This window comes from Pseudomonas sp. S1_G07, from assembly GCF_054668565.1.
The window spans coordinates 4265385-4288458 of record NZ_CP162778.1 but is presented as its reverse complement, the minus strand read 5'-3'; the positions used below and the strand labels follow the sequence as shown (position 1 = coordinate 4288458).

General features: G+C 62.6%; 16 protein-coding genes and 1 pseudogene. All 17 read right to left on the bottom strand.

Annotated elements, in window-relative coordinates:
• Positions 1–77: 77 nt before the first annotated feature.
• The 17 genes and pseudogenes from AB4O05_RS19480 to AB4O05_RS19400 all read right to left on the bottom strand — a co-directional run bounded on the left by AB4O05_RS19480 (position 78) and on the right by AB4O05_RS19400 (position 23009).
• Entirely contained in the window at positions 78–839 is a 762-nt protein-coding gene (locus tag AB4O05_RS19480; RefSeq protein ID WP_460135892.1) for a PIG-L deacetylase family protein, read from the bottom strand.
• Between the two features lie 177 nt (positions 840–1016).
• Complete coding sequence (locus AB4O05_RS19475) at positions 1017–1676, bottom strand: glycosyltransferase family 2 protein (RefSeq protein WP_460135894.1); 660 nt, start codon at positions 1674–1676, stop codon at positions 1017–1019.
• Positions 1673–2272 carry an SAM-dependent methyltransferase gene (locus AB4O05_RS19470; RefSeq protein WP_460135896.1) on the bottom strand — a complete coding sequence of 200 codons (600 nt, stop codon included), beginning with the start codon at positions 2270–2272 and terminating at the stop codon, positions 1673–1675. The genes AB4O05_RS19475 and AB4O05_RS19470 overlap by 4 nt, the downstream gene beginning before the upstream one ends.
• Positions 2269–3026, bottom strand: a pseudogene (locus tag AB4O05_RS19465) (PIG-L deacetylase family protein). Before AB4O05_RS19465 ends, AB4O05_RS19470 begins: the two are co-directional and overlap by 4 nt.
• Positions 3023–4021 carry an acyl-CoA dehydrogenase gene (locus tag AB4O05_RS19460; protein WP_460135898.1) on the bottom strand — a complete coding sequence of 333 codons (999 nt, stop codon included), beginning with the start codon at positions 4019–4021 and terminating at the stop codon, positions 3023–3025. Before AB4O05_RS19460 ends, AB4O05_RS19465 begins: the two are co-directional and overlap by 4 nt.
• A 1-nt stretch (position 4022) precedes the next feature.
• Positions 4023–6182 (bottom strand): glycogen debranching protein GlgX, encoded by a 2160-nt coding sequence (gene glgX, locus AB4O05_RS19455; RefSeq protein ID WP_460135899.1) that lies wholly within the window; start codon positions 6180–6182, stop codon positions 4023–4025.
• A gap of 133 nt (positions 6183–6315) precedes the next feature.
• Positions 6316–6582 carry a DUF2934 domain-containing protein gene (locus AB4O05_RS19450; RefSeq protein WP_460135900.1) on the bottom strand — a complete coding sequence of 89 codons (267 nt, stop codon included), beginning with the start codon at positions 6580–6582 and terminating at the stop codon, positions 6316–6318.
• A 24-nt stretch (positions 6583–6606) separates the two neighbouring features.
• Positions 6607–9357 (bottom strand): malto-oligosyltrehalose synthase, encoded by a 2751-nt coding sequence (locus AB4O05_RS19445; RefSeq protein ID WP_460135901.1) that lies wholly within the window; start codon positions 9355–9357, stop codon positions 6607–6609.
• Positions 9354–11438, bottom strand: coding sequence for a 4-alpha-glucanotransferase (gene malQ, locus AB4O05_RS19440; protein WP_460135902.1), 2085 nt, complete (start codon positions 11436–11438; stop codon positions 9354–9356). The genes AB4O05_RS19445 and malQ overlap by 4 nt, the downstream gene beginning before the upstream one ends.
• A complete protein-coding gene (gene treZ, locus AB4O05_RS19435) occupies positions 11435–13180 on the bottom strand; it encodes a malto-oligosyltrehalose trehalohydrolase (protein WP_460135903.1) in 1746 nt (581 codons plus the stop codon). Before treZ ends, malQ begins: the two co-directional genes overlap by 4 nt.
• A 19-nt stretch (positions 13181–13199) precedes the next feature.
• Complete coding sequence (gene glgA, locus AB4O05_RS19430) at positions 13200–14756, bottom strand: glycogen synthase GlgA (RefSeq protein ID WP_460135904.1); 1557 nt, start codon at positions 14754–14756, stop codon at positions 13200–13202.
• An 815-nt stretch (positions 14757–15571) separates the two neighbouring features.
• Positions 15572–16525 (bottom strand): D-2-hydroxyacid dehydrogenase family protein, encoded by a 954-nt coding sequence (locus tag AB4O05_RS19425; protein WP_460135905.1) that lies wholly within the window; start codon positions 16523–16525, stop codon positions 15572–15574.
• Positions 16526–16549: 24 nt separating this feature from the next.
• A complete protein-coding gene (locus AB4O05_RS19420) occupies positions 16550–17563 on the bottom strand; it encodes an alpha/beta fold hydrolase (protein WP_460135906.1) in 1014 nt (337 codons plus the stop codon).
• 131 nt (positions 17564–17694) lie between these two features.
• Positions 17695–21429: a carbohydrate binding domain-containing protein gene (locus AB4O05_RS19415; RefSeq protein WP_460135907.1), complete on the bottom strand. Its 3735-nt coding sequence runs from the start codon at positions 21427–21429 to the stop codon at positions 17695–17697.
• A 125-nt stretch (positions 21430–21554) separates the two neighbouring features.
• Positions 21555–21992, bottom strand: a complete 438-nt coding sequence (locus tag AB4O05_RS19410) for a YqaA family protein (RefSeq protein WP_460135908.1) — start codon at positions 21990–21992, stop codon at positions 21555–21557.
• Between the two features lie 3 nt (positions 21993–21995).
• Complete coding sequence (locus AB4O05_RS19405; RefSeq protein WP_460135909.1) at positions 21996–22442, bottom strand: DUF411 domain-containing protein; 447 nt, start codon at positions 22440–22442, stop codon at positions 21996–21998.
• Between the two features lie 108 nt (positions 22443–22550).
• The gene (locus tag AB4O05_RS19400; RefSeq protein ID WP_460135910.1) at positions 22551–23009 is read right to left on the bottom strand and encodes an SRPBCC family protein; all 459 of its coding nucleotides are present in this window, start codon (positions 23007–23009) and stop codon (positions 22551–22553) included.
• Positions 23010–23074 lie beyond the last annotated feature (65 nt).

The following is a 23074-nucleotide window of genomic DNA, read 5'->3' as shown; positions in this document are numbered from 1 at the left end:
AGCTGTGCAGGTCTTTTGCACCTTAGCCGCAGAGCCTGCCGGGCGCTACTGTCATAACTAACAGGTACAGACGAGTGCTACGAAAGCACAATCTCGTAGGGCTCGCGCATGCGCTCGAGCAGCACCTGGGCCAGTATCGGTTCCAGGCCGATCTGCGGGTCGCCCATCAACTGGGTGGCAAACGCATGAGCGGCATGCAGTTTGCGCGCCACGGTCCACGTGTCCAGGCGCACCTTGCGCGCCCGGTGCCAGGGGATCAATGCCCCCTCGCGGGCGGGCCAGTGCCAGGCCCAGATCGGCACTTCATACAAACGCGCGCCCACCCTGTCGCAGGCGTTGGCGCTGGCACGGCCGACGGCATCGTGATCAGGGTTGCGATCGTTGCGCCAGGTGGTGAAGACCACATCGCCAGGCTGCAGGTAGCGCGCGATAAATTGGCTCAGTTGCGGCTCGCTGGCGGCCAGGGCGTTGTCGCAAAAGCCGCCGCGAATCCATTTGAGGCTGTGCAAGGGCATGCCCAGGCGGCGCAGCGCCTCGGCGCTTTCCTGGGGCCGCACCACGCTCAGGCGGCTGGCCGGCCATACATGGGAGCCGGGGTGGCTGGCGCTGCCATCGGTGATCGAGATCAATTTCAGGGGATAGTCCAGGGTGCTGAACAGCTGCAGCATCCCGCCGCAAGCCACTATCTCGTCGCCGGGATGCGGAGCGATGACCACCACCCGTGCGCCGGGGGGCACCAGCGAGGTGGGTGCGACAGGGGCGATTTGCGCCAGTTGCGGCGCACTGTTCCAGATTTGCGCGGGGCCGCGACGGCCTTCGCTTAAGGAGGCTGGCTTCATGGGTGTCACATCCTTGTCCATCGATGCTGGGGCGTGCCCGGTTGACGGGACGACGCTCTTGTCTTGATCACAGGCTCCGCTGTGATGGGTGCATGGCAATTCAACCCTGAATTACCTGCAAGGCGTCATCAGCATAGACAAGGATTCGGCGCTTTTACATGTGACACGGCCGTTTTTTCAAGCCGATTGCATCAGGCCCTTGAGATAATCACCGAAGCCGCCTCGGGCCCTGGGGTCCAGGCGTGCGCTGGTGATGACTTGCGGGGCGTGGCTCCAGGCGATGGAGGCGCCGCAGCGTTCCAGGTCGCGCACCAGTTGTACATCTTCATGGCACGGCAACGGTTCGAAGCCACCGGCACGTATGTAGGCCCCGGCGCTCACCCCCAGATTGGCGCCGTGGATATGCCGATGCCCGTCCCGCGCCTGGTAGTTCTGGTCATAACGGATCTGTGCGCTCGGGTCGAAGTCTTCGCTCCAGGTATCCACCGTTACGGTGCCACACACCACGTCCACCCCCAGCGCCAGTTGGGCCACCAGCCAATCGGGCGCGACCCGGCTGTCGGCGTCGGTGCAGGAGATCCAGCGGGCACCGCTGTTGAGCAAGTGCCGCGCACCCACCCCGCGTACCTGGCCCACATTGCGCGCTTGCACCTCGAGGCTCTGCACCGGGTATGCGCTGGCGATGGCCGCGCTGGCGTCGCTGCAACTGTCGAGCACGACCAGGATCTGCACCGTTTCGCCCAGCAGGCCCGGGTGGCGGGCGGCAACCAGTGCCGCGTCCAGGCAGTCGGCCAACAGCGCCTCTTCGTTGTGCACCGGGATCAAAATGCCGATCATCGCAGGCCCTCAAGGCTGGCGACCGAGGCGCCGTCGCGGCTCCACAGGTCGAGGAGAAAGTCGTGTTCGTGGTGGCTGGCGACCAAGGGCATGCCCAGCCGCTGCCCAAGCGTGGCATGCACCTGCTCGGCGGTCTGCGGGCAGCCTTCGATAGGCGGGCGCCAATGGCAGGCCAGTAGCTGGCCGTCGGCGCTCAGGCTGCAAAGGGCGCGGTCTATCAGGCGGTCGAGGTCGGCGGCGTCCAGGTAGTAACACAGTTCGCTCAATACGATCAGTTCGAACTGGCCCGCCGGCCATTGCTCGGGCAGGCGACTCTGCTGCACCTGGGCATGGGCGAAACCCAGCAGGCGGCCGCGTGCCAGGGCCACTGCCGCCGACGCGGTATCGCAGCACAGCAGGCGATCACAGCGCGGTGCCAACTCGGCGCTCAGCTCGCCATTGGCGCAACCCGGTTCGAAGATCGCGGCATAACGCGGTCGTGTCAGCACCGCCAGGGTCAGCGCGCGTTTGCGTCGTTCATACCAGCGTTGGCGAAAGGCCCAAGGGTCGTCGTTATTGGCAAACAGTTGATCAAAATACGGCGTGGCCACACTCATACGAATACCACTTCAAAAGGTTGCAGCAAGCGCTCCACCACATACGGCGCCAGCACCGGCGGCAGGCCGATCTGGGGGTCGCCTTCCAACTGGCTGGCGAAGGCATGGATGGCGTGACGCTTGCGCGCCACCGCTTCACAGGTCAGCGGGATTTTGCGCGCGCGGTGCCATGGCACCAGGCTGTCTTCGGGGTTGCCCAGTGCCAGGTCCATACCGGCAATTCATACAATGTGGCGCCTACCGCCTGCGCCGCCTTGGCACTGGCCCGGCCAACGGCCTCATGGTCGCAATGCCCGTCTTCGCGCCAGGTGGTGAACACCACATCGTTGGGTTTGAGGTAGCGCTGGATGAACTCAACCAGCTGCGTTTCCCGCGCGGCGACCTGGCTGTCGGTAAAGCCGGCGCGCAGCCATTTCAAACTGTGCAACGGTAAACCGAGGCGATGCAGGGCCTGGGCCGATTCCTGCGGGCGCACCACACTCAGGCGTTCCACCGGCCAGCGCCGCGAACCTGGGTGGCTGGCACTGCCGTCGGTCACGGAGATCAACTGCAGGGCCCGCCCCAGCGCGGCCAACCCTTGCAACAGGCCGCCGCAGCCGAGCACTTCATCATCCGGATGGGGCGCGATGATCACTGCGCGATGGCCCTCGGGCACCAACTGCTCGACGCTGATCAGCGGCAACTCGGCCATGCGCGGCGAGGTTTGCCAGTGATGCAGAGGGGTGCCCTGGCCGACAATCGGGTTGGGTTTCATAGCTGCCAGCTCCTGCTGGGGGCGTCGACAACCTGTGCGCCCAGCGCGGCCAGGTCGCGCTCTGCATGGCTCTGGCGCACGTACACGGGCAGGTCCGCGATCAGTTGGGCAAAGTGCCGGTTCTGGCAATAAGGCCCAGCGCCGATGGCACGGCCCACATGGTGGATCACCTGCTCGACGGTGTTTTCGATGCAGGCCCGTGCCTGCCCGGCCAGGTGCCTGGCGCTGGCCGTGGGCTCACGATCGATCCGCGCGGCGCTGTCACGCAACACACAGGCCGCACTGTTCAGTGCACTGTCCACCGCGCCCAGGTGGGCGAGGGCATGGGGCTCGGGGCGCCGGGAGCAGTGTTCGCGCAGCACCTGCGCCAGGCGTTGTGCGGCGCCGTACCAGCACGCCGCGATTCCGACTCCGCCTTGCCAGAAGCCGGGGCGCGCCAGATAGTCGCCAGGGCCGCCGACGGCCAGGCCACTGGCCTCCTCGAACAGCACCTCGACACTGCCGGTGGCGGCCATGCCCACCGCACTCCAGCCGTCATCCGTTACCGTAACGCCCGGTTGCTGCATCGGTACCGCCACCAATTGCTGGCGGTCCTCTTCGTCCCAGGCGGTCAACAAACCATGGCTGACCACCGCCGCGCCGGAGCACCAGGCCTTGCGCCCCAGCACGATCAGCCGCTGGCCGTCGCGCCGTACGCGCACCTTGGCGCTCGGTGGCTCGGCGGCCCACATGCCCCAGGTGTTGCCCGCAGGCGGCGGAGGGCTGTGCAGTTCGGCGATGATGGCCAGGGCATCGGTATGGCCCTCGAACAGTTTGCACAACCGCAGGTCGTGCCCGGCCACTTCGGCCAGGCGCCTGAAGCGCTCCAGGGTCTGGCCGCCGCCAGGCAGCGGCAAGCGGTCCAGGCCCAGTTCCTGCAGCGCCCTCAGGGCGGCGCCGAGGGCCTGTGTATGCGCATACTCCCGGTCGGCCTGGAGCCATCCATGCACAGCCATTTCACACCTCGTCGTCGCGCTGCAGTTCAAACAGCAACAGCGAACGGCCGGTCACGGCGTACTCGTGCTCGAAATCAAAGCGCTCCTGGCCACGTACCGCCGGGTCGTTGGTGTCGAGCATGCAGGTCCAGAATTCACCCTGTGGCACCGGCGGCAGGCGGAAATTGACCATGTCATGGTGTGCGTTCACCACCAGCAACAGGGTGGCATCCGCGCCGGCGCGACGAATCCCGGTTTCCTGGGCTCGCCCATCCATCAGCATGCCCAGGCAGCGGCCATGGCTGTCTTCCCACTGTTCGGTGGTCATTTCATTGCCATCCGGCGCCAGCCAGGTCACGTCCTTCACACCGATGGCTTCGTTGTAGTCGCCCACCAGGAAGCGCCCGCGACGCAGGATCGGGTACGCCAGGCGCAGCTTGATCAAGCGCTTCACGAACTTGAGCAACGCCCTGCCGTCATCGTCCAGATCCCAGTTGACCCAGCCGATCTCGCTGTCCTGGCAATAGGCATTGTTGTTGCCGTGCTGGGTGCGCGCGAACTCGTCACCGGCGACGATCATCGGCGTGCCCTGGGCCAGCAGCAGGGTGGCGAAGAAATTGCGCATCTGGCGCAGGCGCAGTGCGTTGATCTCCGGGTCGTCGGTGGGGCCTTCGACGCCGTGGTTCCAGGACAGATTGTTGTTGCTGCCGTCCTGGTTGTTTTCGTCGTTGTCTTCGTTGTGCTTGTCGTTGTATGACACCAGGTCATGCAGGGTGAAACCGTCGTGGGCGGTGATGAAGTTCACCGAGCTGTATGGCCGGCGACCCCGGTGGTTGAACATCTCGCCCGAGGCGGTCATGCGCCCGGCGAAGTCCGCCAGTTGGCCGTCGTCGCCTTTCCAGAAGGCGCGCACGGTGTCGCGGAAACGGTCGTTCCATTCCACCCAGCCTGGCGGGAAGTTGCCCACCTGGTAGCCGCCGGGCCCGCAGTCCCAAGGCTCGGCGATCATTTTCAGCTGGCGCAGCACCGGGTCCTGGCGGCAGGCGACGAGGAAGCTGTGGCGTTCGTCGAAGCCGTCGCGGTAGCGCCCGAGGATGGTCGCCAGGTCGAAGCGGAAGCCGTCGACATGCATCTCGGTGGCCCAGTAGCGCAGGGAGTCGGTGACCATCTGCAGCACGCACGGGTGGCTGAGGTCCAGGGTGTTGCCGGTGCCGGAATCGTTGATGTAGAAGCGCTTGTCGTCGGGCATCAGCCGGTAGTACGAGGCGTTGTCGATGCCGCGCATCGACAGGGTCGGGCCGCGCTCGTTGCCTTCGGCGGTGTGGTTGTAGACCACATCGAGGATCACTTCGAGTTTCTGCTCGTGCAGGTGCGCGACCATTTCCTTGAACTCGGCGATCTTGCCGCTGGCCAGGTAACGTGGGTCGGGGGCGAAGAATGCGATGCTGTTGTAGCCCCAATAGTTGGTCATGCCTTTTTCCAGCAAGTGCTGGTCGTTGACAAAGGCGTGCACCGGCAACAGTTCGACCGAAGAGATGCCCAACTGGCGAATGTGTTTGAGTACTTCGTCTTCCATCAGCCCGGCGCAGGTACCGCGTACCGATTCGCCGACCGCAGGGTGACGCATGCTGATGCCACGCAGGTGGGTTTCATAAATGATCGTCCGGTCCCACGGCACGCGTACCGGCTGGTCGTTGCCCCAGGTATGCGCCGGGTCGATGACTTTGCACTTGGGCACGAAGGGCGCGCTGTCGCGCTCGTCGAAGCTGAGGTCGTCGTCCGGGTGGCCGATGGTGTAGCCGAACAGTGCTTCGGACCATTTGAGCTCGCCGACCAGTTGCTTGGCATAGGGGTCGATCAGCAGTTTGTTGTGGTTGAAACGATGCCCGTTGGCCGGGTCATACGCACCGTACACACGGTAGCCGTAGATCAGCCCGGGGTGGGCGTCGGGCAGGTAGCCGTGGAAGATCTCGTCGGTGTATTCCGGCAGCTCGATACGCTCCAGTTCCACTTCGCCGGTGTCGTCGAACAAGCACAGTTCGACCTTGGTGGCGTTGGCCGAGAACAGTGCAAAGTTGACGCCCAGGCCATCCCAGGTGGCGCCGAGAGGGAAGGGCAAACCTTCACGAATCCGCGACGGCTCATTGCCTGGCGTCGATGGGGTCTTATGGGGTTTGCTCATTGAAAATTGCTCCTGCAAGGGTCTTCTTTCGGGCCGAACGCAGCCGGGCCGACGAGGGGTCAGCGGATAAGTATGAAAAGTAAGGTCACCTCCTGCCGGCTGCGCCGGGAGGAGGTTCAGGACGTCACGACGTTCAGGGTTTTGGCTTTTTCGGCGCCGCCGGTTTTTTTGCCGGCGGCGGGGCCGGTTTGCTCGCGGCGGCCGGCTTGGCCTTGGATGCGGCCGGCTTGGGCGCGGTTTTCGGTTTGGCGGCCGGCTTGGGTTTGCTTGGCGTCAGCGCTTCGGCTTCGGCCAGTTTGCGCGCCATCTCCCAGTGGCGTGCGTCCTCCCCATGAGGCTTGCCCTCAGACTCCCAGATCTGATGCGCCAGTTCGCGTATGCGTTTGTCTTCAGTACTCATCACAATGCTCCTCACAGAAAATTTTCAGCTTTCTTGATCATCAGGATTGATAAAGACATTGACCGGGAAATCCCCCAGGGCAGTGCTGATCAACAGCTCCTTGTCTGGTGTGACTGCGCCTGCATGAAAAAGTCCCTTCCAGTTTTGAGTTGGTGCGGTAAACGGTAATTTCACCCGGGTATCGCCCCAAACCCGCGCGTTGATCTGGGGATGCACACCGTTTTCAAGCAATAGATGGGGCCAGCGTGGCACCACCACCAACAGGCGTTTGCCCTGGTGTTCACGGCAGAACGCGACCACCCGATCAGCGTGTTGGCCGATCACTTCCAGCGGCGTATACGTCCCGTTGCGGAACAGATCTGGATGGGCCTTGCGCAAGGCCAGCACCTGGGCAATCAACGCCTGTTTGATACGCCCATCACGCCAGTTGAACAACAGCTCACCGATGTCCGGTGGGGTATTGAGCGCTTGTTGCCGTGCGTTGAAATCCACCGGGCGACGGTTGTCCGGGTCCACCAGGCTGAAGTCCCAGAACTCCGTGCCCTGGTACAGGTCCGGCACCCCCGGCACAGTGATGCGTAGCAAGGATTGCGCCAGGCCATTGAGGGCACCGGCCGGCGCAATCGCCTGGGCGGCAGCGCCGATCGCGGTGCGCAACGGCTGGCCTTCGTCACTGAGCAGCAGGCGCGCCAGGAAGGTCTCGACGCCCTGTTCATACGCCTCATTGGGCGCGCTCCAGCTGCTGTGCAATTTGGCTTCGCGCAGGGCCTTTTGTTGCCATTGCCACAGGCGTTGCTGGTAGTCGTCAAGTTTATCGGTGAGGTCCAGCGGCCAACTGCCCAACAGCACCTGGTAGAGAATCAACTCGTCACCCGCCGACGGCGTGGTGTGGTCTTCACGCAATGGCGCCGCAAGCCTGCGCCAATGCTCCACCTGTTCCACGTACCAGGGCGCGCATTCGCTGAGCACCGCCAGGCGCGCGCGGGTGTCTTCGCCGCGTTTGTGGTCATGGGTGGCGGTGGCCAGCAGGTTGTCCGGGAAGGCGTGCAAGCGTTGTGCGTTGACCTGGTGGAAATCGGCCAGCGGCGCGCTGAACTGCTCGGTACTGAAGCCCACATCGTTACGCGACAACAGCACCGCCGAGCGATAGAACGCGGTGTCTTCCACGGCCTTGGCGGCGGCCGGCGAGGTCAGTTGCTGGAAGCGCACGCAGGCATGCTTGAGCATCTTGCGCTCGCGGCCCAGCGGGCGATTGCGCCAGGGCTGGCCGCCAAGCCATTTTTCCAGGTGCTCGAGCACCGGCCAGTCGCCCTCGCTCAAGGTGCTGCGCGCACCGTCCATGGCCTGTTGGAATATCCTGTCGTCGGCGGCGCTGCGACCGCGCGCACTGATGTAGGTGCGGTACACCGGGAAGTGCACGATCAGTTCCTGCAAGGCGCGGCGAATCGCGCCCAAGGTCAGGTCGCGGGTCATCACATCGTCGCGGGCGACCTGAAGCAATGCCTGGGCGACACTTTCAAAATCGCCGCCGAGGGAGCCATTGAGGATTTGCTGGCGCGCCAGGCGGGCTTCTTCGATAAACGCCGAGGGCCGTTCGCTTTCGCGTGTCCACAACTCGGCCAGCGGTGCAAACCCGTCCGGGTGGTGTTGCAGCAACGACAGCTGGTTCATGAATTCATAGCCGGTAGTGCCGTCCACCTGCCAGTCTTCGCGCAGGGTTTCGCCTTCGCCGAGGATCTTCTCGACAAAGATCGGCAGGTGCCGCCCGGGTGACAGCGAATCGACGCGGCGGCGCAGCTTGCGGCAGTAACCGCGCGGGTCGGCGAGCCCGTCGATATGGTCGATGCGCAGCCCATCCACCAGACCTTCGCTGATCAGTTCGAAGATCTTGCCGTGGGTGGCTTCGAACACCGCCGTACGTTCGACGCGCAGGCCGCCCAGCTCATTGACGTCGAAGAAGCGCCGCCAGTTGATATCGTCCGCCGCCGTGCGCCAGCTGGCCAGGCGGTAACTCTGTTGTTCGAGCAACTGATGCAGGCGCGTGAAGCCTGCGGCGGTGCGCCCGTCGAACTTGGCCAGGCGCTGCTCGATGGCGCGCAGCACATCGGTCGCCCGCTCGGCCAGCGCCTGCTTGAGCCAGGCCGCCTCGCTGTAGGCGTCGTCCTGATAGGCGAGGGCGCTGAAACGGTCGGCCAGGGGTTTGAGTGGCTCATCGCTGCCGAGGATCAAGGCGTAGTCGCGTGGGCAGATCGGGAAACGGTGTTCGTAGTGCTCCACATAAAACGCCCCGTGGGCCTGGTCAAAGCGCAGGGTCAGGGTGCCGGTCTGCAGGGCTTCGCCGTAGTCGCTGCCGAGAAACGGCATCAGCAACTGGCCCTTGAGCAGCGGGTCGGGCGAGTGCCACTGAATATCGAAGAACTCGCTGTACGGGCTCAGGCGCCCCCATTCCAGCAGGTCCAGCCACCAGGGGTTGTCGGCACCGCCCACGGCCATATGGTTGGACACGATGTCGAGGATCAGCCCCATGTCGTGTTCGCGCAGCGCGGCGATCAAACGTCGCAACGCCGCTTCACCGCCCAGCTCGGGGTTGACGGTGGTGGGGTCGACCACATCGTAACCGTGCATGGAACCGGCGCGCGCGCTGAGCAGGGGCGAGGCATACAGGTGACTGATGCCCAGTTGGGCGAAGTACGGCACCAAGGGCACCGCATCGTCGAGGGTAAAGCCTTTATGGAATTGCAGACGCTGGGTCGCGCGCAGGGGCAAAGCTCTCATCGGTCACGCTCATAGGCTTGGTTACGCGCAACCGCCAGCAGTTCGAGGCGGCGCGCGGCGCCGGCATTGTCGAGCAGGCTGGCGGCCTCGCCCGGCAGGCGGCGGCGCCAATTGGGGTGGGTGTCGGTGGTGCCAGGCAGATTGGCTTGCTCCTCCACACCCAGCGCATCTTCCAGGGGCAGCAGCACCAAGGGCGCGCGGGTATGGCCGAGGTAACGCACGCTGGCGTCGATCATATGGTCGGTTTCGTTGCGAACCTCATCGACGAAGTTCTGCGGGTCCTGGCTCAATGCCTGGCGCAGGGCCTGGCGCTCGCGCAGGCGGTGTTCGCTCCATTGCTCCGTGGTCGGCGCATCGATCAGGTCGAGCTGGACGTTCCAGTCGATATCGCGGCTGTGCCACCAGCCATTGAGGGTCGGCAAATCGTGGGTGCTGGTGGTGGCCAGGGCGTTGTCCGGCCAATCGAGGATCGGCGTGAACTGGCCGTCGTGGCCCTGCTCGAAGAGCAGCACGCGCATGCCCAGTATCGAACGGCCGATGAGCTTGTCGCGCAGGCCGTCGGGCACTGTGCCCAGGTCTTCACCGAGCACGATGGCCTGGTGGCGATGGGATTCGAGAGCGAGCAGGCGCAGCAGATCGTCCACCGGGTAATACAGGTAGGCGCCTTCCCGGGGCGAGGCGTCCATGGGGATCACCCACAGGCGTTGCAGGCCCATCACATGGTCAATGCGCAAACCGCCGGCATGCGCAAAGTTGGCCCGCAGCATTTCGATAAAGGCGCGAAAACCGTGGCGCTTGAGCCCTTCGGGCGAGAACGCAGAGATGCCCCAGCCTTGACCGGCGCGGTTGAGAATGTCCGGTGGCGCGCCCACGGTGAGGTTGGCCAGCAATTCATCCTGGCGGCTCCAGGCCTGGCTGCCACCGCCGTCGGCGCCCACCGCGAGGTCAGCGATCAGACCCACGCCCATGCCGCTGCCTTTGGCGGCTTGTTGCGCGCGCTCCAGGCAGCGGGCGATCAGCCATTGGGTAAAGGCGAAGTAACCGATTTCGTCACGGTTTTCTTCGGCAAACCGCAGCAGCGCCGGGCTCTGTGGGCTGCGCCATGCCTGCGGCCAGTGGCGCCAGTCGAGGTCTTCGCCAGCGGCGGCGCGAGCGGCTTGCACGGCTTCGAAACGGCAATGGTTTTCCAGGGCTTCACCGCCGGCCTGGCGGAAACTTTGGAAGTCGGCATGTTGCGGGTGGTGGCCGTGGCGGAAGTCTTCATACAGCGCGCGTAACAGGCGTTGCTTGGCCTTGGCGGCGGCGGGCCAGTCGACCAGCGTGTGCTGTTCGAGGGTGTGCAGCTCTTCTTCCAGGCCGATGGCCTCGATGGCGTTGCGCACTTCACGTTCGCCGAGGATGCAGCCGGGCGAGGCATACAGGCTGTTGAGGAACAACCGGCTCGACGGCGAATACGGGCTGTAGCGCCCGGTGTCGGCGCTGAACATCGCGTGCATCGGGCTGATCGCCAGGGCATCGGCACCGCGTTCGGCGGCCGAACGCGCCAGGTGTTCCAGGGCCAGGGTGTCGCCGAAACCGCCATCGCCCAGACGCCGCAGGGCATAGAGTTGGGCGCTCAGGCCCCAGGCACGCGCGGGGCGGCTGTCGACCGCTTCGGCCACGCTGTAGCAGTGGGTGGGGGCGACGGCGAGGGTGAAGGTCTGGTCGGCGATATGCACCTGGTGGTAGCCGAGGGCGACCACCCCAGGCAGTACTGCGTCGCCATCGAGGCGCAGCTCCAGGGTCTGGCCGTCTTCCAGGTTGATCCGGCACGGCGTGTCGGCTTCGAAGTAGCGCGCGAGGTCGAGGCCGTGGCCGCTGTCGACGGTCAGCAAGGGCGGCAGGTGCTTGTCTTGTTGCACCCGCTCCAGTTCAAGCAGGCTGGCGTTTATCTCGGCATCGCTGTCGGCCGGATGCCCCAGGCCTTTGAGGACGGCGCGCAGGGCGCCGGGTGTGACACGTTGCGGGCGGCCGTTGGCGTCGATCCAATCGACGGCCAGGCCCGCTCGGCTGGCGAGAGTTTCCAGGTTCGCTTCGCTCAAGGGTGTTCTCCAGCAGGGGATAGGCTAACGCGTGCGCTGTATGGCGGCAGTTGCGCGCCCTGGTCGGCAGGCGTTGCAAAAATAACGGGCTGCGGCGCGGTGTGATCCAACGCCGTGGCACTCAGGTTCAGGTCGATTTGCAGCACGGCGCCGTTGCCCAGGCGCCAGCGGGCGGTCAACGCACGGTCTGCCAGCACCTGTGCGCCCAACGCCACGCTGCCGGGCAGATGCGGCACGATGTGGTGGTGGCGCAGGTTCAGCAGGTGGCGGTAAAGCTGCGTGTGTGCGTTGTCGACGAACACCGGGGACGATTGCTGGAAGGTCTGCAGCGCGTTGGGGTCGGGGATGCGCGCGCGTCGCTCGGGGTCGTGGAATGCGGCGAAGTCGGCAAACTCATTGCGCCGTCCTTCACGCACCGCTTCGGCCAACTCACCGTGATGGTCGGTGAAGAACAGGAACGGTTGATCGGCGTTGACTTCATCGCCCATGAACATCAGCGGGATCATCGGCGACATCAGCAGCAACGTGGTCGCGGCCTCGAGCGCCTGGGGCGGGCAGAGCCGGTGCAGACGCTCGCCCAGGGCGCGGTTGCCGATCTGGTCGTGGTTTTGCAGAAACAATACAAAGGCGCTGGGTGGCAGGTGCCCGCTGGGCTCGCCACGGGCATGGCCATGGCGGGTGGTGTGGCCTTGGTAGATAAAGCCTTCGCTCAGGCAGCGCGCGAGCTTGGCGGTGGTGTCTTCGGCAAAGTCGCTGTAATAGGCGTCGGTTTCCCCGGTGAGCAACACGTGCAGGGCGTTATGGCCGTCGTCGTTCCATTGCGCATCGAAGTCATGATGGAGCAGGCTGGCCTGATTGAATTCGTTTTCCAGCACCAGCCATACGTGGCGACCGCTATCGACCTGCTGGCGAACCCGCTGTGCCAGCTCTTGCAGGAAGCCGGGGTTGTCGATGGCGTGTACGGCGTCCAGGCGCAACCCGTCGAAGCGGTATTCGAGTAACCACATCAGCGCATTGTCGAGGAAAAAATCGCGGACTTCGCGACGGTCGAAATCGATGCCGGCGCCCCAGGGTGTTTGCACGTCTTCGCGAAAGAAACCTTGGGCGTATTGGCCCAGGTAATTGCCGTCGGGGCCGAAGTGGTTGTAGACCACATCGAGGATCACCGCCAGGCCATGTTCGTGGGCACTGTCGATCAGGTGTTTGAGCTGCTCGGGCGTGCCGTAGGAGGCCTGGGGGGCGTAGGGCAATACGCCGTCGTAGCCCCAGTTGCGTTCGCCGGGAAACTGCGCCAGCGGCATCAATTCAATGGCCGTGACGCCCAGCTCGGCCAGGCGTGGCAGGTGCTGCTCGACGCCGGCATAACCGCCCAGTGCGCCGACGTGCAATTCGTAGATCACCGCCTCGTGCCAGGGGCGGCCTTGCCACTGGTTGTGGCGCCATTCGTAGGCGAGGGGGTCGACGACCACGCTCCAACCGTGGACATCCGCAGCCTGGGCCCGGGAGGCCGGGTCAGGCACATCCCTTTCGCCGTCGATGTTGTAGCGGTAGCGCGTGCCCGCCGGGCACTTTATCTCGACCTCGAACCAGCCAGTTGCCTGCGGCAGCATGGCGATGGATTTACCGTTTTCCAATTCAACGCTGACATAAAACGCGTCTGGCGCCCACAAGGCAAAACGCGTGTATTGCGCGTCCAGCATGATTGCGCCGTGGGGCCAGGTTTCCAGAGTCCGTAACGGCATCTATAGAGACCTCCCTTGATTACTTGGTTTGTTTCCCCAGTGCTTTGGCCACCAGTTGTTCGTACAGTTCGGCGTAGGGTTCTACTGCCTGGCACCAGTTGAAGGGTTGAGTCATGGCGCGGCAGCGCATGGCGTTGAGCAGGCCGGGGAAGGCGAACACCTTGAAGGCACGGCTCAGGGCTTGTTCATAACTCTCTACGGTGGATTCATTGAACAGGAACCCGGTCACTCCATCCTCGATGGTGTCCGCCAGCCCGCCGGTATTGCGCGCCACCGGCAGTGAACCGAAGCGCTGGGCGTACATCTGGCTCAAGCCGCAGGGTTCGTAACGCGATGGCATCAGCAGGAAGTCGCTACCGGCAAACATGCGGCGCGCATCCGTTTCGTTGAAGCCGATGCGCACGCCGACCTGGCCGGGAAAGCGCAGGGCCAGTTCACGCATGGCCTGCTCTTCTTCCGGTTCGCCGCGCCCGATGATCGCGATCTGGCCGCCGTTTTCGACAATAAAACTGGCGACCGCTTCGGTCAGGTCCAGGCCTTTTTGATAAACCAGGCGCGAGACCACGGCAAACAGCGGGCCGGTGGAGTGGTGCAGGCCAAATAACTCACGCACATGGGCGGCATTGATCGCCTTGCCTTCCCAGTCGCCGATATTGAAGTTGTGGATCAGGTGCTCGTCGGTAGAGGTTTCCCAGCTTTCGTCGATACCGTTGGGGATACCACTGAGCAGCCCTTGCTGGGTCTTGGCGGCGAGGAAGCCGTCGAGGCCGCAGCCGAATTCCGGGGTGGTGATTTCCTGGGCATACGTGGCACTGACCGTGGTGATATGGCTGGAGTACGCCATGCCGGCCTTGAGGAATGACATCTTGCCGTAGAACTCCATGCCTTCCTGCTGCAGGGCGTGGGGTGGAATGCCCAGCTCCGGCGTGGAGGCCAGGCTGACCACGCCTTGATAGGCCAGGTTATGAATGGTGAACAGGGTCGGCGTGCGTGACCCACGCCAGTGCATATACGCCGGGGCCAGGCCAGCGGGCCAGTCATGAGCGTGCACCAGGTCCGGGCACCAGTGGATCTGCGCGAGGTTGGCGGCCATGTCGGCGGCGGCCAGGCCCAGGCGGGCGAAGCGAATATGATTGTCGGGCCAGTCGCGGCCGTTGTTGGCGCCGTAGGGTGTGCCTTCACGCTCGTAGAGCTCGGGGCAGATCAACACATAGATGACCAGGCCATCCTTGAGGTCCATGCGCCCGATCTTGCACGGCGGCAGCGCGGCGTGGCCGCCCAGCTCACCGATGATATGGATCGGGTTGTCGCTTTCCATCACCTGCGGGTAGCCGGGGATGAGTACGCGCACATCATGCAAATGGGCCATGGCACGGGGCAGGGCGGCGGACACGTCGCCCAGGCCGCCGGTTTTCACCAGATCGGCGAATTCTGAGGTGACAAACAGCACTTTCTTTCGGTTCGGGTTCTGACTCACGATCGGCCGCACAGTGTTGGGCAGGTCGGCCAATGAAGTCGGTCCCCCTACCGGCTGACTAAAACGCTCTCCCTGAGTATCTACAGCGGCACTGATCATAATGAACTCCCATTTTGTTGATCGGCTAATGGCCCGCTGCCATTAGCTCCGATTGACCGCATCCTGCGGCCAGGCGCACAAGCACTGTACAAACTGGCAAGGCGTATGCCAGTTGCACGGCTAGCTGAAAAAGATTGGATGGACGGGCATTTGCTTAATTCGCGCGTGCTCGCCGTCCCTTAAAAACTGGACCAATGGCAGAGGCGTAAAGTTTCGATTTTTTGCGGGGTTTTTGTTTTGGAACGGACCCATCGGTCATGAGTCTAGGACAGATCGTAGAGCCTGTAAGGTTTATGTGGGAATTTTGTAGGACAAAAAACGTGTAAGCAGAAACTGAGCGGCGCTTATCCGATGAACGGAGGCCTTTGAGGCCAGCTGGCTTGCCCTGATGCCGGTCAGTTAAGAGATAGAGCGGGCGAAAAGTAACCTGTGGCGAGCGGGCTTGCCCCGCGTTGGGCTGCGCAGCAGCCCCAAAATACAGCCCCGGAGCTGCCTGGCACACTGCAGCGTTCTTATTGGGGGCTGCTTCGCAGCCCAACGCGGGGCAAGCCCGCTCGCCACATAAGCCCGCTTGCCACAGTTAGTGTTTCTCCTTAACTGACTGGCATTAAGGCTTGCCCCGCCGTCGAGCTGCGAGGCAGCTCCATTGGGTGCACTGTCCGCCTGCGTGGTGCGCCGCGGTGGCCCATTTGGGAGCGCTTCGCACGCCAGTGCAGGGCAGTCTGCTCACTCCCGCAACCTTGCTCAGCACCACAGGGCGGCTCAATCAGCAGAGGCTTTCACCCCATCGGTGCAGGCTGCCCCGAGTTGGTGCGTCAGCCCAGGGTGCGGATTGGCGCCTCATTCGCCCAGGCCTGGATATTCTCGATCATCTGTTGGTAGAACTGTCGGTAGTTCTGCTCGCTTACATAGCCGATATGGGGCGTGGCCAGGACATTCGGCAAGCGGCGGAAGGGGTGATCCAGTGGTAATGGCTCCTCGCCATATACGTCCAGGGCTGCCCCGGCCAGACGGCCGCTCTCCAGTGCCTCGACCAATGCCTGTTCATCCACGATCGGCCCGCGCGCGGTATTGACCAGGCGGGCCGTGGGCTTCATCCAGCCCAGTGCCTCGGCGTCCACTACGCCACGACTACGCTCGCTGAGCACCAGGTGGACGGTGAGAATGTCGGCCTGTTCGAACAGCGCCTGCTTGCTGACCCAGGTCACGCCCGCCGCCGCCGCGCGCTCGGGCGTGAGGTTTTCGCTCCAGGCAATGATGCGCATGCCGAACACCTGGGCAAATTTCGCCACTTTCTGGCCAATGCTGCCCAGGCCGAGGATGCCCAGGGTCTTGCCATACAGGTCGCCGCCCAAGCCCACCTGCCAGTGGCCGGCGCGCAGGGCGTTGGCTTCGGCCAGCAGGTTGCGGGTGCTGGCCATGATCAATGCCCAGGTCAGTTCCGGTGCCGCGTGTTTATAGCTGTCGGTGCCACAGACCTGAATGCCCAGGGCCTTGGCGGCGACGATGTCGATGGCGGCATTGCGCATGCCGCCGGTCACCAGCAGCTTGAGGTCAGGCAGCCCCTGCAACAGCGCCTTGTCGAAGGTGGTGCGTTCGCGCATGACGCAAATCACCTCGAAGCCTTGCAAGCGCTGGATCAGCGTCGCGGTATCTGTCGGGTAATCGTGCAGGAAATGGACCGTACCCAGGGGCTTGAGCACTGACCAATCCACCACACCACTGGCGACATTCTGCCAATCATCAATGACTGCGATCTGTACCGACATTCACGGGTGCCTCGAAAAAGGGGATTAAAGGGCGTTCAAACCCTGCAACAGCGCCTGGTGAAACCGCTCCGGCTCTTCCATCTGCGGCGCATGGCCCAGGCCAGGGAACTCCACCAAGGTGGCGTGGGGAATCAACCCAGCCACGTGCTTGCCCAATACCGCGTAGTTGCCGAGCTTGGCCTTGACCGCCGGCGGGGCGATCGCTTTGTTGATCGCGGTGGTGTCGGCGGTGCCGATCAGCAGCAGGGTGGGCATCTGCAGGTCCTTGAACTCGTAGTACACCGGCTGGGTGAAGATCATGTCGTAAATCAACGCCGAGTTCCAGGCGACCCGCTTATGCCCGGGGCCGTTGCTCAGGCCGGCGTACATGTCCACCCAGCGCTGGTACTCGGGTTTCCAGCGCCCGACATAATAGGTGTCGAGTTGGTACTGGCGGATACCGTCGGCGTTGACGTTCAGTTCTCGTTGATACCATTGGTCAACCGTCAGGTAAGGCACACCCAGGGCTTTCCAGTCTTCCAGGCCAATGGGGTTGACCAGAGCCAGTTGCTCGGTCTGTTCGGGATACAGGAGGGCATAACGGGTGGCCAGCATGCCGCCGGTGGAATGGCCGAGGAGCGTGGCCTTGTGAATGCCGAGTTTTTCCAGCAATTGGTGGGTATTGGCCGCCAATTGCTGGAAGCTGTACTGGTAATGCTCGGGCTTGCTGGAGGTGCAGAAACCGATCTGGTCGGGGACGACGATCCGGTAACCGGCGTCGCTCAGCACCTTGATCGAACCTTCCCAGGTGGCGCCGCAGAAGTTCTTGCCGTGCATCAGCACCACGGTGCGACCGTTGGGTTTGCCGTTGGCCGGCACGTCCATGTAACCCATTTGCAGGGCGTTGCCTTGGGACTGGAAGGTGAAGTGCTTAAGTGGGTAGGGGTATTGGAAGCCTTGCAGTTCGGGGCCGTAGGTGGGGCCGTCCGTTGCTGCGAAGGTCGGCAGGGCGATGGTTGTGAATAGGCTGGCGAGACAAAGTGTGCGTATTGATGGCATGAGTAAGGCTCTGGACACGGTGCCCGGAGAGTATGGCTTGGGGATTAAGCGTGGGTTAACGAAGTGTAGATGAGGTTTTTAAAAAGGGCATATTTATTTCTAAATAGATATGCCCGACTGCCGTGCGTTATTTATACCTCTTCGATCGTTAACGAGCCAATTTCATAGTCATTCCCGTTCCAAGCGGCTTCCTCGCTAAAGACAGAGAAAAACGTCCTATTGTTAGGCACTGCCTCGGCGGTGGCTGTATGAGAGATAGTCACCCAATCGGGGGACGATAGCGTCACGGTGGCCGACGAACTGTATCGGACGGTGACTCGCAACTTAGGTGTGACTGTGCCGACATTGACCTGTCTTGCAGTAATACTGATTCTATATTTTTTCCCTGGGACGGTTGTTAGCCGCTTCTGAAGGACATAGCCATTGAATATATTTCCTGAGGCGGAGTTGGTGTTGTTAAACCAGACTTTGCTTCCGACGGCTCCTCTTATATACCCCCCTGCGCCAGCGGGCTCAACTGTCCAATTGTTTAACTTTCCATCTTCGAAATTGGTTATGTCAGGCAGGCTACGAAGTACGTAGTTTGTCTGTGGAAACGTCGAAATACGTTCGTAAGTGCCGTCAAATGCGACATGAAAAGCGACGTTAATATGCCGCGAGCTGGCAATGCTTCCCAACCAGTTGCGCAATACCGTTTTGTTGACCAGCCCATTCGCGGCCTCCACCGATGTAATTGCCACGCCGTCAAGCACCTTCAAATCGGCCACATCGGCACTGCTGCACGTCAGCCACACGCGTTGGCCAGTTGCACTCAACGGCCACTTGGCCACCGCTGCCAAGGCATTGCCAGCAAAGGTACTGAGATCCAGCGTTCCGTTATCCGCCACCCCGTTAATCAGTGGCCTTGGCAGATTGGCGTTAGGAATCGGACTCACCGTCACGGTCTGGACTTCCGACGGGATTGGCGCTCCCCCATGACGCACAATTGAGTAACGCAACATCACCGTGCTGTTCACGCTGCGGTGCAGCACCTTGGCATTGGTAAGGTTAAACACCACTGTGCCACCGTCCTGACCGTCCAGAGATGCGTCATGTGTCGTGCAATCGGCGAACACCCACGTCAGCGTAATGCGATCATTGCTGCTCATGCCGTCGTAGCGAACGGTCACCGTGGTGTTGTGCTCGATCGTCAACGGTGCCACCGTCACACTCGGCCCGGTGCCTGAGGCACCGCCGATAAACGGATGCGGCAGTATCCCCGGCACCGCCTGGATAACATGCTGACGTACGCCGAACAGTACGGCAGTGCTCTTACTGATGCTTTCGGCCAGGCTGACCCAGAAGCGGATCGTCAACGTCGAGCCATCTTTAAGCAGCTTGAGCTGATCGACCGGAGTGGGTGGGCTGATCCCATTGGCCGCGCCCTCTGCGGTGACCAGGTTGGCGGTGTAGGTGTTTTCGGTATATGGCGTGTCGTCGGCGTAGGTGCCGTCGTAGGTCATCCACATCCGCTGGTTGGCATGGATAAAGTTCCACACGGATATGTGGGTACGTGCAGTCGGACTCAGTTGCGACAGATCCAGGATTGGCCCATTGATGCCCTCGATATAGGGAGTTGGTAACCCTGTCAGCGGCAGCAATCGCAGGGCGACGGTTTCGGAGGCGTACGGGAAGGTGCCGCGATTGAAGCGATATTGCACATGGATCAGATTGCCGCTCTCACGAATCCCTTTGGCGATCGTGCGTGAGTCGATCAGCACGCTGACCTGATGGGTCGAGGGGTTGCCCTGGACCGGCTGCGTGATGCTGCCGATGCCATCGATGCTGAGCCAATCAACGTTAATCTCGTCAGTGGCCAACATCGGCCGGTACCCCACAATCACCTTGGCACCCGCCAGGACGGCCAGCGGGTTGAGTTCATCGGGGAAGGTCGAGGCGCCTTCGATGATGGGCCGGTTCAACTCCACGCCTTTGCCGACGGTGAGTTCCAGCACCTCCGAGCGCAGCACCAATGGCGGTGTGCCAGGGCGCTCCAGGCTGTAGGAAATACGCAGGCTGCCGTTGTTGTTTTTATCCAGAATGTCACGCGTCACCGGGTACGGCAGTTCCCGGCCCGCCGTCGCGGCATTGATGTCGAGGGTGCCGCTGGCGGAGCCGCCCAAGCCAGAGCCAATGCACGACCAGTGCAGCTTGTCGCCCGCCAGGGTGCCCAGGTAGGTAAAGGTCACCAACACCTCACTGCCCGGTACATCGGCGGGGTCCACGTTGTTACCGATAGCCCCTTGCAACCGAGGTGCCGGCAGGTCGGCGATCCGCTCTCCGACTTGAGCGCCGAGCATCAGCGATCTACGAATCGCCAGGGCATTGCCCCCGAAGATATGGGCGGCACCGTCATTGGTTTCGTAAGAGATCTTGATCGGCCCCAGCCCAATAAACGGGTGCAGCTCGGCGGCGGTGACCGTGCGGGTGCCGCCCTGGCTCCCCGCCAGTTGTGGCTGCGTGAAGATAATGGCACCGCCACCGCCGGTCGGCGCGTATTCAATCACCAGGGTTTCCAGCCAGCCCGGGTTATGCGGCTCGTAATGGGGGATGGTGACCGTGATGTTTTCACCGGCCGGAATCAATCCCAGTTCAATCGGGCTGACAGCGGGGGCCGGCATCAGCACCTGGGTGCCGACCACGGTGATGGTAATGCTGCCGGATTGGCGCTTGGGAACACCGTCGGCGGTTTGCCAACTGAACGATACCCGGAATGAACCGCCGACCAATTGGGCAATGATGGCGCGGTCAATGGGAACATAGGTGAAACCGAAGTTACTGTCGTTCACCGGATCCAGCACAAAGGAGTGGGTGGACCCATCGGCCAGGAGGCCGAGCAAGGTCACAATGATCTGATGCCGGGGGTTGGGTGTTGGGAACTCTCGGGGCGTGAGGGCGAGCACATCAAAATGCGCGTCACTTTGGGTGTCGAAGTCAATCTGCCTCGACTCGAGTTCTGCGTTGTCCACCAGGAAAATCGGCGCCCCTAACAGGTCGGAGTCCAATTCCGCCACCAGAAAATAGGGTTTGGAGTACTGGTATTTTTCGCCGGAGAAATTCTCCACCACGTCCCGCACACGAAAGCGCAGGGTCAAGGTGCCCAACTGCCCGCCCTGGTCGATGACCGACTTGGGCACAAATACCCGTACCGCTCCCGACCCGGCGGCTTCGTCAGGGCTCACGGTATGCAGGACGAAAATGCCGTCCCAGGACAACTCGATCACATCGTTCTTGCGGATATTTTCGTAGCGGTTAATCAGGCACCACAGGCCGGCAGAGACATCGCCAGCGCCAATACTGGAGCCTTCGGGAAAACCTTCGACGCTCATCACCAGCCCTGTGTGCCAGGGGCTGCCGGGGTCGATATCGGTTCCGCCTGGCCGGGACGTCTTGATTAAAATCGTTTGGACGGGCGAAGTACTTTCGTTACCGCTGCCTGCGCGCAGCACCCGGCCATAGGTCTGCACCTCACCTTCAGGCATACGCTCTTCGGGGACCGCCAGGACGTGCCGATTCAGGGAGGGGTCCGTGACCAAGTCCTCGGCAGCGGGAAATACAAGGTTGCCCAGGTATATGGCGAAATAATCGTTGACGACCTGCACAAACCAGCTTTCAAACACAAACAAGGCATAGGGGCGCACGTGACGGATGCCCAGGCCATAGACGCCGTTTTCCGGGTAGGGGGTAGACAGCAGCGGCACCGAGGGAAAGGCCGAGTAAGGGTGATCCAGGTCTTCAAGGCGTTGCGGGGCGGTGGGTATTGGGGTGTTCGGGGGGCAGACGGCGGGAAGCAAATCGTCGGTGGGGTGCCGTGGATGCGTAGGCATGATGAATTCTCCTGGCTGAGAGGACGCGCGCGGGCTGGGCGCGTAGGGGGCCAGGAAGATCAAACACCTATGGGGCGAGGGCGGATAACTGTCAGAAGTGACAGTGGCGATGAACGGTCGCTTTGCTAAAGAGGCCATTGGCTGGAGACCAGCAGCGCCAGCACGCCATAGCGCACGCCCTTGGCCAGGATCACCAGCAGCAGGAAGCGCCACAACGGTTCACGCATCACGCCGGCCACCAGGGTCAGCGGGTCGCCGATGATCGGCAGCCAACTGAGCAGGAGTGTCCAGTGCCCCCAGCGCTGGTAATGGCGACGCGCCTTTTCCAGTTGCGTGTCGCTGACCGGAAACCAACGTTTGCGCTTGAAGTGCTCCACCCAGCGCCCAAGCAGCCAATTGACCACCGAGCCGAGGACATTGCCCAGGGTGGCAACCCCCAGCAATAGCCACAGGCTGTAATGCCCGCTGACCAGCAGGCCGACCAGCACCGCTTCCGATTGCAGCGGCAGCAGGGTCGCGGCGCCAAACGCCGCGAGGAACAGCCCCAGGTAACCCATCAGCACCGATCAGTGCGCCGGGTACTTGGCCACCACCACATCGTTACCGTCACGGGTCAAGCCGATGACTTGATAGGCCTCACCGCGTCCCTCGACTTCCATGCCGGGCGAACCCATCGGCATGCCCGGTGCCGCGATGCCGAGCAGATCGTCGCGCTTGCGCAAGGCCAGCACCTGTTCGGCCGGCACGTGGCCTTCGACGAACTTGCCGTCGATCACGGCGGTATGGCACGAGCCCAGGTGCGGTGCCACGCCCAAGCGTTGTTTGACGGCGCTCATATCGGCTTCGACATGGTCATTGACCTTGAAACCGTTGCTTTCCAAGTGGCTGATCCATTTTTTGCAGCAGCCGCAGTTGGCGTCACGGTGCACGTCGATGGGAATCAGCTCGGCAGCCTGGGCCAGGGGGGCGCAGAACAGCGCGCAAAGCAGGGCAAATCGAAAGGGTGTTTTCATACCGGTCTCTTGAAGTGGTGAGGTCATCGGATCGCTGGCGATCATGACGACCTCATCGCAGGCAAGCCAGCGCCCACGGTCACGCGGAGGGGGGGTAATGTTTCAAAATTATACTGAAGGTGGGTTTTCCAATCGGTGCTTGAGCCGATCCAGTGCAACGGCCGACAGTTCAGTCATACGCTCATGCAGGGCGACCAGTTGCAGTTCGGTTTCGTAGGTCAACACACGCTTGAACAGCGTGCCGCCGCGAAAGGGCTGCAGGAAATAGTGAATGGAACCGTCGACCGCCAGGGATGTGAAGACCGTCTTGAATTCGCCGGGACGCTGGGCGACCTGCACCCGGTAGCTCATGGGCACGCGTATGCCCAGCAGGTCGATGAACTCGGTAAAGCGGCTGCCGGCGGGGAGCGAACCGGTGGTGCCGGTTTCGGCACCGAGGGAGGTAGGGTGCCATTCGTGCCAGCGATCCGGCTGGGTCACATAGTCGTAAACGGCATCGATAGGGGCCTGGATAAAGCGTTCCTGACTGATCCGTTCCAAGCGGACCGACGGCTCGACAGCGCGCATCTCACACCTCCTGTGTGGCGACAGAGAGTTATGAGAATAGTCCTACTCCCGTGCTTTGCACGGGA